Raw genomic sequence first — 14,571 nt, forward strand, 5'->3', positions numbered from 1 at the left:
CCAGCCCGCGTTTGCGACGCGGGCGCTCCAATGCACGCGCGCCAGTGGCGCGCAGGTCGTGCCTTCTCGCCCCGGCGGGAGAGCGGCCAGACCAGCACCTGCACCACTCCAGCAACCCAAGGTGACCCATGCAACTCCCAGCGCAGTGGCAGGCCGGCGTCGATCGCAATACCGAAGTGCTGCGCGGCCATGCGCAGCTGCTGGCCACCTTCAACGCGCCCACTACTGCGGCGCATGACGGCAGCGGCCCACGCGGCCAGATCGCCTCCATCGTCAGCAGCGCACGCAGCCAGCCCACGCTGGCCGCGCGGCTGGCAACGCAGACGCTGACGCGCATCAACCAGGTCAACGACAGCCTGTGCGCGATCACCCGCCTGCTGCCGGCGCGCGCCGCCGCCGATGCCACGCGCGTGCAGGCCGCACTGGCCGGGGGCAGCGACGGCGGCGCATTGGCTGGCGTGCCGTTCGTGGTCAAGGATCTGTTCGATGTCGCCGGGCAGGTCACCACCGCCGGTGCTGCGGTTCGCGCGCACTACCCGCCCGCTGCCCGCGATGCGGCCGTGGTGCAGCGGCTCAGCGATGCCGGCGCGGTGCTGATCGGTACGGCCAACATGGACGAATTCGCTTACGGCTTTGCCACCGTCAACGCGCACTACGGCACCACTGCCAACCCGCATGACCACCAGCATCTGGCCGGCGGCTCGTCGGGCGGCTCGGCCGCGGCAGTGGCCGCCGGGCTGGTGCCGTTCGCGCTCGGCTCGGACACCAATGGCTCCATCCGCGTGCCCGCCGCGCTCTGCGGTGTCTACGGCCTGCGCCCGACGCATGGCGCGCTGCCGCTGGATGGCGTGTTTCCGTTTGTGGATGCATTGGATGTGGTCGGCCCGTTCGCAACCTCGGTGGCCGATCTGCGTCTTGTTTATGAGGTGATGCGCGGGCATGCGCTGCCCGCGGCCACTACCGGCAAGCTGCGCATCGCACGCCTGGGCGGCTGGTTTCAGCGCAATCTGGATCCAGACCTCGATTCCGCGCTGGCGGCAGTGCTGGCCGCCTGCAACAGCAGTGCCTCGATCGAACTGCCGGAGGCCGAGCGCGCACGCGCAGCCGCCTTCGTCCTCACCGCTGCCGAAGGCGGACACCGGCACCGCAACGCACTGGCCACGCACGCCGCGCAGTTCGACCCCGCCACGCGCGATCGCCTGCTGGCCGGCCTGCAGCTGCCCGCCAGCGCCGTGGCCGACGCGCACCGCTTCGCCCGCTGGTTTGCCGGCGCCATGCATGCGCTATGGGACGATGTGGATGTGCTCATCGCGCCGACTACGCCGTGCGTGGCACCGCGTATCGACCAGGACACCATCCAGATCGACGGCCTGCCGGTATCGGCACGCGCCAATCTGGGCATCTTCACCCAACCGCTGGGGCTGGCCGCCTGCCCGGTGCTGGCCGCACCGTTGCCGCGGCCCGGGCGGCTGCCGCTGGGCGTGCAGCTGATTGCCGCGCCCGGCCGCGAAGACCGCCTGTTCGCGCTCGCCGCGCAGCTTGAACGCGATGGCCTGCTCGCCTTCAGTCCGCCGCCGGAGACACGCTGATGCTGCATACCCTGCGCGCGCGCCGCGGCATGGTGGTGGCCCCGCACCACCTCGCGGCGCAGGCCGGGCGCGATGTGTTGCGCGACGGCGGCAATGCCATCGAAGCCGCCGTGGCCACCGCCGCCTGTCTGGCGGTGGTGTACCCACACATGACCGGCATCGGCGGCGATGGCTTCTGGCTCATCCACGAACCCGATGGCCGCGTGCACGCCATCGACGCCTGCGGCCGCGCGGCACAGGCGGCCACGCTGGATTTCTATCGGGGCCACAGCAGCATCCCGTGGCGCGGCCCCGGCGCAGCCAATACCGTGGCCGGCACCGTCTCCGGCTGGGCGCTGGCCCTGCACCACGCGGGCGGCAGCTTGCCGCTGCAACGCCTGTTGCAGGAGGCCATCCACCACGCCAGCGACGGCGTACCGGTGACCTTGGGCGGTGCCCAGATCGCTGCCGGCAAGAGCGCCGAACTGCGTGTGCAACCCGGTGCCTACGCCAGCATCTTCGAACCGCACGGCGCGCCCCTGCGCGAAGGCGCGCTGCTGCAGCAACCGCAGCTCGCACACACCCTGCAGCGGTTGGCCGACCACGGCCTGGAGAGTTTCTATCGCGGCGCACTCGCCGACGACATCGCTGCCGACCTGCAGGCGCTCGGCAGCCCGCTACGCGCGCACGACCTGGCACAGCATCAGGCCGACGCCAGCGTGCCGCTCTCGGTCGCCATCCACGGCGCGCGCCTCTACAACCACGCACCGCCCACGCAAGGCCTGGCCTCGCTGCTGATCCTTGCCTTGTTCGACCGCCTGCATGTCGAACACCCCGACAGCTACGCGCACCTGCACGGCCTGATCGAAGCCAGCAAACAGGCCTTCCTGATCCGCGACGCGCATGTCGGCGACCCCGCCTGGATGTCGCTCGACCCACAGGCGCTGCTGGACGATACCGCCGCCCTCGATGCGCTCGCCGCGCGCATCGACATGACCACTGCATTGCCCTGGCCGCACCTCTCGCAAGCCGGCGACACCGTGTGGTTCGGCGCCATCGACGCAGACGGCCGCGCGGTCAGCTGCATCCAGTCCACCTATTTCGAATTCGGCTCCGGCCTGGTGCTGCCGCGCACCGGCATCACCTGGCAAAACCGCGGCTGCAGCTTCCGTCTGGCACCGGACGGCTGGAACGCCCTGGCCCCCGGCCGCAAACCCTTCCACACCCTCAATCCGGCGTTGGCCACTTTCGACGATGGCCGCATCATGGCCTACGGCACCATGGGCGGCGAAGGCCAGCCACAAACACAGGCCGCCGTGTTCTCGCGCTACGCCCGCTACGGCATGCCGCTGCAACAGGCCATCACCGCACCGCGCTGGCTGCTCGGCCGCACCTGGGGCGAAGCCAGCACTTCGCTGAAGCTGGAAGACCGCTTCGATCCGGCAGTGGTGCAAGCACTCCGCGACGCCGGGCATGCGGTGGAGCTGTTGCCCGCCTATACCTCGGTCATGGGACATGCCGGCGCGCTGGTGCGCGAGGTCGATGGCGTACTCAGTGGGGCAAGTGATCCGCGCTCGGATGGTGCGGTGGCTGGCTGGTGATAGTTGGGTACTTTGAATAAACTTCCTGCAGCAACTTCATGCTAGCGTCACGCTAGTTAGTCAGGGAAGCGCTACACCATGAGACCCACGTTTCGCCGACGGACGCACCATTGGGCATAGACACTAAACAGCAGAGACCCCTGTACACAAAGGGGATGGCCACCCATCACATTGTGGCCTATTGCGACGCGGCTTCCAGGCTGCTGTGAAATTCAGCCTGCTCATTTCGACAAGCTGGACGGTCAAGTGTGCCGATGATTCTAGATGGACTTTCGATATGTCCAAGGGCGCTTGGTGGCTGCAACTCGACAATATTGAATCCCACATCAAAGATTCTCTGGCAGAAGAGAGTTTTGGCTTGTCTGTCGATACGTTCTATTTTGGCTTTGAGCTAACGGATGTTGCGGAAGGATTAAATTTTGAAGCAACCAAGGGTTACATGAGTTACAGACCCAAGCGCAAGTCATTCATCACTGTCGGCCAACTGGACTGGAATGACTTCAAACATCTGACCGCCGCGTTGCAATTGGAACTTTTCAAACAGACACTCCTGGATGCTGTCTCACGCATCGCGCTTGCCAAACGAAAACCCAAAGACTTCGATTTTAGGCGTCTTTATGCCGTCCTACTCGAGAGTATGAGCGCGCTTTCCGTAAAGCATTGCACCGGCTCTCGAGACGATATCGACCTCATCTAACCCACAACACTTCATTCGGCTAACTGATCAAGACACAAGACTCATGAGAGCTACCTGTGCAATTTCAACCCTGTTCGTTTTGATCGCGGCGCCTGCTACTGCCAGCAGCACCATGTGCACGTTCACTAGCCAAAGCGGAAATCCAGCCAATGACCTTGAGTTTCTTGGCTACGGAAAAATCCAGCAAATTCTGGTTCACCTACCCGGATCGGATGGCGCGAAAAGCTTGCCGAGCGGCTCCTACCACGTCATTGAGTTCGAGGAAAAGACCAGGACAATCAACCTAAGTTATCGCAACCCCGGTAATCCACAGCTGCTGCCATCCTTTACTCTCAAGGGAGTTGGCAAAAAGACTTCCATGTGGACCGCAGGCAAGACCATCACTGGCGAATTCAGTTGCGACCACTGATCAAGATTGCTTCGGAATAATCAAAGACGACCTGCTGCTTCTGAAATTGCAATGCGCATGCCGCTTGCGCGCGCAAGAGAGAACTTACCCAGCAGTACAAGCTAGCGCCCTGGAACAATAGTAAGTGCCAAGGCAGCCCGTCCAGGTGAACTTGTCATAGACTCTGCGCATGCTCGCCAAGGCGACGGTGGCGGACTCAACCACGCCCATCACTGGACAGGACGCACTGGCTTTCTTGGGCATGCGCAGCGATGAGCAGGCTCTTCGCCGCACTTAATGTGTACACACCGGTTACATCTTTTACCAAGGAGAGTTGTATGACAGACCAAGAGCAACATCAACCCAGCCTGGAAGACGTCAAGCTGGCGTTCGACGGCCAGAGCGTGGACTGGTATCTGCAGAAGCTGGTCGGTATTGCCAACTCCTCGGATGCGCAGTTCGGCATTACGCTGTTTGTCGATGGCATCATCGTGTCCGGCCAGTTGGTCAGCGGGAAGCAATATTTCGAGGCATTTGCGCAGGAGTTTTCTGCCGCATACCCCGGCGATGCCGAAGAAAGGGAGGAGATCCGCCGCGCGTTTGCCAGCCACGCCAGCATCTACGACAGCGAGGACGATGCGCAGCAAAGCAGCGCACCGCCGCAGTTCATCCACCTGATCGATGCGCGCTGCTTTTCACCCGCCGGCCAGCCGCTGCCGAGCAACCGTGGCGTGCTCTGGCGTGGCAAGGTCAACGCTGTGTCCGGCTTCACCCTGGGATCGCTTTCTGCGGATTAGCGCTGGCTGACGCTGATGCCATGATGCGTCGCTCGCCCTGGGCTTGCAGGATCGCCGGGCTGCGCCGTCGCAGCGGCCCGTCCAGGATGCGTCCATGCGCCGAAGTCATCGTCACTACGATGGCCGGTGCGGCGTTGCGGCCTGCCGTCATGCCTGGCGTCGCAGGCATGGCGTCTGGTTGAGTCCGACCGACAGCGTGAAGTGCGACGCGCGATGACCATTCCCGCGCATCCCCTGACGCAGTGCTGATCTTTGTGAGCGAGCAAAATCGCCGCAATTTGTGCGCAACGTCGCGTGGCAACCGAACCTTGAGCGCTAGGCTTGCGACTGCGCCGTCAACGGCTACGTGCAAAGGGGAAGGGACACCGTGGCGACATTCACCGTGGCAATCGATGTACTGGAGACGCCACCGGCCCCGGCATCGGCAAGTGGCGTCGGCATCTGCCTGTCCGGTGGCGGCAGCCGTGCCCTGTCGTGTGCGCTGGGGCAGCTACGGGGGCTGCGCTACCTGGGGCTGCTCGACAAGGTCAGCGCGATTTCGTCGGTCTCCGGCGGGACCTGGGCCAATGTGTTGTACAGCTACCTGCCGAAGGCCATCAGCGACGATGAATTCCTGGGCCCGGTGGTGCTGGATCCTTCGCAACTGGGCTTGGACGTGCTGGCGCAGATGGCGCCAAACAATCTCGGCCAGGTGCCGTATCGGCTTGGCACGCTGCCGATCCTCAATGAACTGGCCGAGTACCGGCTGAGCAAACGCTACGCCCCATCGGATATGTGGCAAGCGGTCATCGGCAAGCTGGTGCTGAAGGACTACGGTTTGTGGAAGCCCGATGCCACCGGCATCGATCCGCATTATTTCACCGGCACGGCGACGTACCTGGCGCAAGGCCCGCTGCAGCGCAATCCCCAGTTGACCGCAGACAACTTCTACACCTTGCGAGATGGGCGGCCGCTACCGATCTTCAACACCGCCGTCTTCATCAACGATGGCGTGAGCGCGGATTTGCTGCCGTTCGAAGCCAACTGGTTTCTCGGCATCCGCGGGTTCTTCGACCAGCCTGACCAACTCGGTGTCATTGGTGGTGGTCTCATCGAGTCGTTTGCGATGGGCAGCGACTACACCGCCGACGACGGTGCCGGCATGGTCACCGCCCGCGTGCCCCAGCGTGCCTTCAGCCTCAACGACATCGCCGGGTGCAGCAGCATGGCGCCGGCCGAAGACTTCGAAGAGAGGTTTCCCGAGATCAATGGGCTGGTGCCGCGTTACCCGTACTGGCCCGTCGGTGGTCGTGATCAATCGACGGAGAGTTACCGCTTCGCCGACGGCGGCAACCTGGAAAACCTGGGCATCATGCCGCTGCTCGCACGTGGCTTCACGCGCCTGCTGGTGTTCGTCAACTCGGACCAAGGGGTGAACATCGATCCGGAATCGGGCGAAACCGTGGTTGCCGACGACCTGCCGCCGCTGTTCGGGCTGCAGCCGTTCTGCGAGAAAACCCGCAGCTACCCGGCGTATGCCAACGAGCAATTGTGCGAGGACGCCAACGGCATGTTCCGGCACAACCAGGTGTTCGATACCACCGCATTCGATGCATTGAAACAGGGCCTGCTGGCAGCCAAAAAATCCGGCGGCGCGTTACTGGTGCGGCAGCGCTTGCGCGTGCTGGAGAATGACTGGTTCAACGTGCCTGCGCAGCAGTCGGTCGAGATACTGTGGGTGTACAACGATCGGGTGCGTGCATGGTGGAAACAATTGCCGGATGAAACCCAGATCGAGCTGGATCTGCAAAGCGTGGACGATTTCCCCCTCTATGGCACGGTCACCCAGCTGCATCTGTCCTATCCCCTGGTCAACGCGCTGGCGCATCTGAGTTGCTGGAACCTCGCCTCCGACAGCACGGTGGGCAACCCCGATGGGCAAAGCAACGCCGACGTGGTGCGTGGCATGTTTGCGTGATGCGCTTGCGGAAATAGGGCCGCAAGCGCATCACGCACCACGCGGGGCCGGAGCGCGCCGGGCCGGGCAGCATCTGCCGGCAAAGATCACTCCCACCCGCGTTGATGTCAGTGCCGTTGCACATGCCGCACTGCATCGGCAGATCCGCACAAGGCTGGCCAGCACCAGCGCTGTCGCCACGCCCGCAGTGCCCACTCAGCTGCCCGCGTTACGACGATGTCGTGAGCGTGCGTGACAGGAAATCGTGGAGGTACTGCGCAATCTCCGGCGCATGCGTTTCCAGCGCGAAGTGGCCTGCGTCCAGCAAATGGATTTCGGCGTTCGGCAGGTCGTTGCGATAGGCCTGTGCACCGGCCGGAATGAAGGCAGGATCGTGCTTGCCCCACACTGCCAGAAAGGCTGGCTGATGCTGACGGAAATACGCGTGGAAGGCAGGATAGGCCGCCACATTGCTGCGGTAGTCCAGGATCAGATCGAGCTGGATCTCTTCGGCACCCTCTCGTGCCATGTATGCGATATCCAGCGTGTAGCCATCGGGAGAGAGTTTGCCCGGATCGGCGCCGGTGCCGTACAGCCAGTCGCGAATGGCCTGCGGCGATAAGGAGGCACGGCATGCCTGACGATTGGCGGCGCTCGGCTCGCGCCAGTACGCCTGCCACGCACCCCATTGATCGCTGATGCCCTCCACATAGGCATTGCCGTTCTGGCTGATGATGGCGCTCACCTTGTGCGGGTTTGCAGCAGCCAGGCGAAAGCCGACCGGCGCGCCGTAATCGAACACGTACACGCTGTAGCTGGCGAGTGCCAAGGCTTCAGTGAATCCTTCGATGACGTTGTAGAGGTTCTCGAACGTGTAATCGAACTGCCCGCGCGGTGGCGCCTTGGTATTGCCGAAGCCGGGCAAATCCGGTGCGATCAAGCGATAGTGCTGTGCGAGCAGCGGCATCAGGTCGCGGAACACGTGGCTGGCACTGGGAAACCCGTGCAACAGCAGCAACACCGGCGCATCCTTGCGCCCCGCCTCGCGGTAGAACACCTCGACGTCCCCGACCTGCTGGGTCTTGTAGCTCACACGCGTACTGTGGTCATGAAACATGATGTCTCCTTTCACTGTCTGTGGTTGTCTGGCCGTTGCCACGTTTGGAATGCCAGCGCCCACCGAGGCAGCGGTCACGGCCCATGCGACCAGCAGCCCGGTGGACGCGGGCACTGCCGGGGCGTTGCCGGCAAGGGACGCGGCTGATGGCTCTGATCGAGCGATGGCACAATCAAACGCGGATGAAGTGAGAGCCATGCTAGGCATCGGCGCGCAGCAGCAGAACACCTCGGCAGCGCAATTGACCATTGCGGCGCTCGTAATGCTGCATCGATGACAACACGCGGCGCCCTGGTGCTGCAGGTGGACCGCTACGGCACCAGGACGCTGCTACGCTGTGGTGAACGCCAATTGCCGAGTCTGCGGTGGATCGCATCCAGGAAATGACGCTGTTTGCAGCCCTCGCCGAGCAGGCGAGCTTTGCCGCGGTCGCGCGGCGCCTGGGGATTTCCACCGCCACGGTGACACGTAGCATCGCGCAACTGGAGCAGCGCCTTGGCGTGCTGCTGGTGGTGCGCAGCACCCGCAACATGCGGCTCACCGATGCCGGACATCAATACGCCAACGATTGCCGGCGCCTGCTGACCGAGCTCGATGAGGTGGAGCGCCGTGCTGCCGGCCTGCACACGCATCCCAGCGGCCTGCTCACGATCACGGCGCCGCACCTGTTTGGTGCCATGCATGTGATGCCGGTGGTAACGCGCTATCTGGCCCGGTACCCGCTGATACACGTGCGCGCCATCCTGCTCGACCGTGTTGTGCCGATGCTGGACGAAGGCATCGACGTGGCGGTGCGCATTGGTGCGCTGCCCGATTCGTCGTTGACCGCCATCCCGGTCGGCGGCGTACGCCGCATGGTCTGCGCATCACCGCAGTACCTCGATGCGCATGGCATCCCTCAGCATCCGGACGCGTTGCCGCAGCATGCAACCATCTCGATCTCCGCGGCCGAGCGCCCGGCACCGTGGCCGTTTTGCGTGGACGGGCACGCCCACCTGGTCGATGCCGACTCGCGACTCAGCGTCAACGGCTGCAATGGCGCCATCGAGGCCGCCGTGCAGGGCTGGGGACTCACGCAGGTGCCGTCGTACCAGGTCCGCGATCATCTGCGCAGCGGCCAATTGGTCAGCGTGCTCGACGCCTTCGAAGTCGCGCCGGAGCCGGTGCATGTGGTCTACCTCGAAGGACGCCGTGGCTCATCGAAGGTGCGAAGCTTCGTGGACGACTGCGTGGCGGCGTTAAAGCACGAGCTTGGTGAGGCATTGCCCGCCCAACGCTAACAACGCTGTATCGGCAGCGGATCTGCACTCATCCCAGGCATGCACCGCAATCGCTGGATACCTGCCTTTCCATGCCGTCGCGAGGTTGGCGTGGAGGCACTCGCTCCCGTCGATCTGGGTTTGCCCTACTTCGTCCACGCTACCTCCCCGTTCGGCATGGACATGCGTGATGTGCGCCGGCGGCCAGACCAACCTGGGTCAATCGAGCAACCCCGACACTGCGCGAACCGGTAATGGTCGAGTGGCGCCTCCAGGTCAGTGACCTCGCCGCATCGACCGCGCGGCTGTTCCCCCTCGGCACTGATGAAACACATGCCGGTCTTTCCGGCCAGTACTGCCATAGCCGCGTCATTCGGTGACGACAAAAATCATGATTGCTTTTTTAGATTACGTATGACATCTTAAATCCATCTTGCTTGGAATTAACTGCCGATGTTCGAGCTGGCCGACGTTCTGATTACGGGTGCCTTGGCTGACGTCGGTCTGCTGGCTGCCCAGGGCTGGGCATGCGGTAAGCGTTTTCTGGAGCAATTCGCATGCAACGGGCGGCCGCTGGTAGCACCAGCCCAGGGCGCCGCCGTAGGAGTGCGGCCAGTAACGGCGATCCTGGCGGCCGGCCAGGACACTGCGCGGTCCCGCCTGCGCAACGACGTCCACAACCCGAACCCGGCCAATGGCGATATCCCCCGGTATTGGGGGAGCGGTGACGCAGTGATAGACCAGCACCATGCGGCGCCACGCAGGCACGTAACACCGTAATCAGCCGGCGCATCGCCACACGTCACACAACCTGGCTGTCCCATCGCCCCCTGTCGCAATGCCTGCATCTTCCGCATACCCCAATCAAGGACATCGCATGACATCAAAACATCCCGTGGCGCTTGTAACCGGCGCTTCTTCCGGTATCGGCTTGGCAGCTGCAACGCATCTGGCCGCCGCCGGCTACACCGTCTACGGCACCAGCCGGCGCGGCGCCGATGCCGGACAGCGCGGGTTCCCGATGCTGGCACTGGACGTCACCGATGACGCATCGGTACAGGCAGCCATCGCCGATCTGCATGCACGCGAAGGACGGATCGATCTGTTGGTCAACAATGCCGGCATCGGCATCACCGGCGCCGCCGAGGAAAGCTCCATCGAGCAGGTGCGCGCGCTCTTCGAGACCAACGTACACGGCGTGGTGCGCGTGACTAACGCGGTGCTGCCGCTCATGCGCGCGCAAGGCGGCGGACGTATTCTCAACGTCGGTTCGGCACTGGGATTCATCCCGGCGCCCTTCAGCGCCTATTACTCGGCCACCAAGCACGCGCTGGAAGGCTACTCCGAATCGCTCGATCACGAAGTCCGCGGATTCGGCATTCGCGTCGCGGTCATCGAGCCCGCCGCCACCAAGACCAGCTTCGAAGCGAGCACCGTGCCATCGGACCGCCCGTTGGCTATCTACGATGCGCTGCGTGCCAGCTACCAACGTACTTACGACACGGCAATGGCGGTAGCTGATACCGCAGAAAGCGTCGCCGAAACCATTGTGCTGGCCGCACGTGATCAGCGACCCAAGCTGCGCTACCCCTCAGGCAAGGCCGCGCGGCAAATCACGTTTGCGCGTCGCTTCCTGCCGCGTTCTGTGTTGGACAAAGTGCTGCATAAGCAATTCGGAATGGGCTGATGCGGCGATCGCAAGCGCAGAGCGGACAGACCGGTACTGCGCTGACCGGGCGCATGTGACACTGCGGCGCCATCGTGCCACGTCATACAAGCCTGCGCTGGTACCAAAGCACAGGCTTGCAACCGGCGCTCCTGGTTGCGAGCGCTTGCTATTGCTTGCCACGAACGATGAGGCGAGCAGCAACACGCTGGCACCGAAGAAGGTGGCACCGATCGACAGGTGGTCCAGCAGCGCGCCGCCGAGCATGATGGAAAGCTGGATCGCTGCGACCATCAGCCCGCCGCCACTTTCCTGGGGCATCCTTGATGCAACGGCACAACCAGGTGGACCACGCGACCGGAATCGCCGAGTTGAGCGTGCCCCAGGCGATCATCGCCAGTGCCACCGCCCAGAGCACGTGGCCGGCCAGCAGCATGCCCAGCGTCACCACGCCCAGCACTGCCGGCAAGGCTGCGGCTCGGACGTGCGCGTGCTGTGGATGTGCTGCAGCTTACGCAGGCGGCGGGCGGCGGGCGGCGGGCGGCGGGCGGCGATAACGATGGCTGATCCGCACGAGCTTATGAAGCCTGCTCATCAACGGCGCATTTGCTTCGTGGTTATGCGGCGCGATGCCCGCACGCGCGTTCGCCATCGGCTTGGCCATGTCGCACATCGCTCGGCCTTGGTAGCGCAATGCATTCAGCACGATCCAGAGCGAACGCGCGTCACACTTGTTATAGTGTAACGATGTTACGTGCCCACTCCGCCCGCCTGCTGCGCAGCCTCGCCATCCTGGCGGCGTTGCTGTTGGTGCTGTCGCCGGTGTTGAGTCACCTGTCGCTCTCGCAGCGGCGCAGTCAAGCGCACGAGCTTGCGACCGACGCACCAGTGACTGCACGTGTGCAGCCAAGCGGCGCAGCCGGCCTGCCGTCCGCACACAGCGCTGATGCAGATGGCGACACCTCGACGGGACGCGGCAGTGAACATTCCGAGCCTGCAGGTGAGGGAACCGCGTCCACGTGCGAGGCGTGTCAGCTCGCCGCGCGCGTACTGCTCCTGCCGCTGGTGGCGGTGCTCATCCTGCTGCCCGCAGCGCGCTCCAGCGTGCGCGGCCGGCCAGCGCCAGCGGGCCTGTCAGCCAGCAGCCAGCGCGAAGCGCATCCGCCACGCGGACCACCGCTGCCGGCAGTTGGCTAATCGCTTCGCATCAGCGCTCGATCACCTCCATCGCGCCAGTTTTCGCGTGCACTGACCACGTCTGGTCATCCCTGGCCGCCGCGGCAGTACGCCACGCGCTCACGCTTTTTGTTGTCGCGGCCTTCACAAGGCCGCACGGAGTTTCGTCATGCACACGCTTCACCGTCTCACCGCCGCGTTGGCGGTCACCCTCGTCTGCGCGCAGACCGCATCCGCCGCCGACGCCCCTAGCGACGATTCGGTTCTCACCCTGGGCAAGGTGCAGGCCACGGCCGTCTCCAACGGCACGCTCGCCGCGCACAGCGTGTTTTCGTCGGTGGACGTGCTGGGCGCCGACCTGCTGCAAAACCAGAAGGTGGATTTCAGCTGGGAGCTGTTCGCGCGCGCACCCGGCGTGCAGGTCACCCAGTTCAAGGTCGGCACCGAAGCCGGGCGGTTCTCGTTCCGCGGCTTCAATGCCGAAGGCCGCGTCAACGCGGTCAAGCTGCTGATCGACGGCGTGCCCGGCAACGACAACCTCGGCGGCATGCCGTACATGGACATGATCTCGCCGCTGGACATCGAAGCGATCGAAATCGTGCGCGGCACCAATGACCCGCGCTACGGGCTCAACGCCATCGCCGGCGACGTCAACGTGGTCACCCGCAGCGGCGGCAACGACGGCACGCTCAGCCTCGCCACCGGCAGCTTCGGCACCTACGACGTGCAGGCTGCCAAGGGGTTCGAGCAGGGCGGCTGGAGCCAGAATTATTTTGTCGGCTGGCGCAGTTCGGAGGGCTATCGCGACCATGCGCTGGCGATCAAGCGCAACTTCGCCGCCAAATGGTTGTACACCGACCCGGACGCCCGCTGGCGCGCCGGCCTGAGCACGCGCTTCTATCACGCCACTGCGCAGGAAGCGGGCTTTCTCACCTTCCAGCAGGCGCGGCAGGCGCCGCGCAGCTCGCCGGCATTTTCCAATACGGACCAGAGCGAGCGTCAGCTGATCCAGACCGTGCTGCATGCCGACGGCACGCTGGGCGAGGACTGGAGCTGGACCGCCAAGACCTACGTCAACCGCTACCAGAACGAGCGCTTCGTGCGCTTTGTCGAACGCAATCCGCAGCAGGAGCGGGTGACCAACGAGACCCACCACGGCGTCATTGCCGGCACCACCTGGCGGCCGGAGCTGGCGGGCTTCAGCGAATTTGCGCTGGAAGCCGGCGTGGACGCGCAGTGGCAGGACAACGTGTCGCAACGCTATCGCACCGTGGAGCGCGAGCGGGTGCGCCCATTGCGCGATTGGGATTACAGCCTGGATACCCGCGGCGCCTATCTGCAGTTGGTGATGCGCCCGACCGAGCGGCTGAAGCTGGTGCCGGCCTACCGCATCGACCAGGTGCGCGGCAGCTTTCTGGATGCGCTCAGCGGCACGCGGTTTTCCACTTACGACTTCGGCAGCATCCTGCAGCCCAAGTTCAGCGCCGCCTATCGCCTGAGCGATCGCGCCACCGCGTACGCCAACTGGGGCCGCACCTGGCAGATCGGTGGCGGCAACGGCGCCTACCGCACCCAGGCCCGCAACCTGCGCCCCTCGATCAACGACGGCTGGGAGAGCGGCCTGAAGTTCCAGCCCTGGTCCTGGGCCGACGCCCGCCTGGCGTACTGGGAGCAGCGCGCGTCGGGCGAGGTGGCGCGCGTGATCGGCGTCAATGGTGCGGTGGCGGTGGATGAGGTCAGCAATGTCGGCCGCACCCTGCGCCGCGGCTGGGACGCGCAACTCAACCTGCAGCCGAGCGAGCGCTGGCGCGCATGGCTGGCCTACTCGCGGCAGAAGGCGCAGATCGTGGTGGCCGACCCCAGAGCGCCGGACACGCGTGGCAAGGAAGTGGAAAACGTCCCCAACTGGCTGCTCACCGGCGGCGTGGACTACCAGGCCAGCGACCGCCTCAAGTTCAGCCTGTGGGGCAATGGGCAGGGCGATTACTACATCGACCGCGCCAACACGCTGGGGCGCTACGGTGGCTATGTGATCGGCAATGTCAGCGCTACCTGGCAGGTCAACCCGCGCAACGAGCTGTCGCTACAGATCAAGAACGTCACCGACAAGCTGTACGTGTATGGCTTCTTCGACAGCGGCATCTCCGGCTTTACCCCGGCCGATGGGCGTGGCGTGTATGCGGCCTGGAACCTGACGTTCTGACACTGGCCAGGCACCCGGCATCGCAGCCGGGTGCGGGCGGCGTAGTGGCCGTTTTGGCACACGCGTAGGACGTCGCGTTGGGCGTGGTGACTGCAAACGCCGCGTCAGTAGTTGGCTTTCTTGCCAGGGAAGCGTGCACCCAGACGGTGCTATCACCCTGAGC

The 14,571-nt window shown here is 64.5% G+C and carries 12 protein-coding genes and 1 pseudogene; 9 read left to right on the forward strand and 4 right to left on the reverse strand.

Translation table 11 applies throughout. From position 1 onward, the window contains the following. Positions 1 to 128 precede the first annotated feature (128 nt). From XnspCFBP7698_RS15170 to XnspCFBP7698_RS15190, 6 genes are all read left to right on the forward strand, one after another. Positions 129 to 1,589, forward strand: coding sequence for an AtzE family amidohydrolase (locus XnspCFBP7698_RS15170; RefSeq protein WP_123137560.1), 1,461 nt, complete (start codon positions 129 to 131; stop codon positions 1,587 to 1,589). Then, the gene (gene ggt, locus XnspCFBP7698_RS15175) at positions 1,589 to 3,169 is read left to right on the forward strand and encodes a gamma-glutamyltransferase (protein WP_123137561.1); all 1,581 of its coding nucleotides are present in this window, start codon (positions 1,589 to 1,591) and stop codon (positions 3,167 to 3,169) included. Before XnspCFBP7698_RS15170 ends, ggt begins: the two co-directional genes overlap by 1 nt. Before the next feature lie 277 nt (positions 3,170 to 3,446). Next, entirely contained in the window at positions 3,447 to 3,866 is a 420-nt protein-coding gene (locus tag XnspCFBP7698_RS15180; RefSeq protein WP_123137562.1) for a hypothetical protein, read from the forward strand. A gap of 43 nt (positions 3,867 to 3,909) precedes the next feature. After that, a complete protein-coding gene (locus tag XnspCFBP7698_RS21380; protein ID WP_147423599.1) occupies positions 3,910 to 4,275 on the forward strand; it encodes a hypothetical protein in 366 nt (121 codons plus the stop codon). A 317-nt stretch (positions 4,276 to 4,592) separates the two neighbouring features. After that, complete coding sequence (gene gvpU / locus XnspCFBP7698_RS15185; RefSeq protein ID WP_039411978.1) at positions 4,593 to 5,051, forward strand: gas vesicle accessory protein GvpU; 459 nt, start codon at positions 4,593 to 4,595, stop codon at positions 5,049 to 5,051. A gap of 367 nt (positions 5,052 to 5,418) precedes the next feature. Next, positions 5,419 to 7,008, forward strand: coding sequence for a hypothetical protein (locus XnspCFBP7698_RS15190; protein WP_147423600.1), 1,590 nt, complete (start codon positions 5,419 to 5,421; stop codon positions 7,006 to 7,008). Between the two features lie 208 nt (positions 7,009 to 7,216). Here the strand turns inward: XnspCFBP7698_RS15190 and XnspCFBP7698_RS15195 are convergent, their stop codons facing one another. Next, on the reverse strand, positions 7,217 to 8,104 hold the full coding sequence (locus XnspCFBP7698_RS15195) for an alpha/beta hydrolase (RefSeq protein ID WP_123137577.1): 888 nt from the start codon (positions 8,102 to 8,104) through the stop codon (positions 7,217 to 7,219). A 383-nt stretch (positions 8,105 to 8,487) separates the two neighbouring features. On the opposite strand from XnspCFBP7698_RS15195, the gene XnspCFBP7698_RS15205 reads away from it, so the two are divergent. Then, a complete protein-coding gene (locus tag XnspCFBP7698_RS15205; protein ID WP_123137578.1) occupies positions 8,488 to 9,384 on the forward strand; it encodes a LysR family transcriptional regulator in 897 nt (298 codons plus the stop codon). A gap of 387 nt (positions 9,385 to 9,771) precedes the next feature. Here XnspCFBP7698_RS15205 and XnspCFBP7698_RS21385 read toward each other — a convergent pair whose 3' ends face one another. After that, entirely contained in the window at positions 9,772 to 10,113 is a 342-nt protein-coding gene (locus XnspCFBP7698_RS21385; protein WP_146093147.1) for a hypothetical protein, read from the reverse strand. 88 nt (positions 10,114 to 10,201) lie between these two features. On the opposite strand from XnspCFBP7698_RS21385, the gene XnspCFBP7698_RS15215 reads away from it, so the two are divergent. After that, complete coding sequence (locus XnspCFBP7698_RS15215; protein WP_233548990.1) at positions 10,202 to 11,050, forward strand: oxidoreductase; 849 nt, start codon at positions 10,202 to 10,204, stop codon at positions 11,048 to 11,050. A gap of 156 nt (positions 11,051 to 11,206) precedes the next feature. Here the strand turns inward: XnspCFBP7698_RS15215 and XnspCFBP7698_RS21895 are convergent. Together XnspCFBP7698_RS21895 and XnspCFBP7698_RS21575 are read right to left on the reverse strand one after the other, a co-directional pair. Then, positions 11,207 to 11,486: pseudogene (locus XnspCFBP7698_RS21895) on the reverse strand (MFS transporter); the annotation flags it as partial. A 54-nt stretch (positions 11,487 to 11,540) separates the two neighbouring features. After that, a complete protein-coding gene (locus XnspCFBP7698_RS21575; protein ID WP_158591104.1) occupies positions 11,541 to 11,693 on the reverse strand; it encodes a hypothetical protein in 153 nt (50 codons plus the stop codon). A 681-nt stretch (positions 11,694 to 12,374) separates the two neighbouring features. On the opposite strand from XnspCFBP7698_RS21575, the gene XnspCFBP7698_RS15230 reads away from it, so the two are divergent. Continuing rightward, a complete protein-coding gene (locus XnspCFBP7698_RS15230; protein ID WP_104580181.1) occupies positions 12,375 to 14,408 on the forward strand; it encodes a TonB-dependent receptor in 2,034 nt (677 codons plus the stop codon). The last annotated feature ends 163 nt before the right edge of the window (positions 14,409 to 14,571 follow it).

This window comes from Xanthomonas sp. CFBP 7698 (genome assembly GCF_003600855.1).
Lineage (GTDB): Bacteria > Pseudomonadota > Gammaproteobacteria > Xanthomonadales > Xanthomonadaceae > Xanthomonas > Xanthomonas cannabis.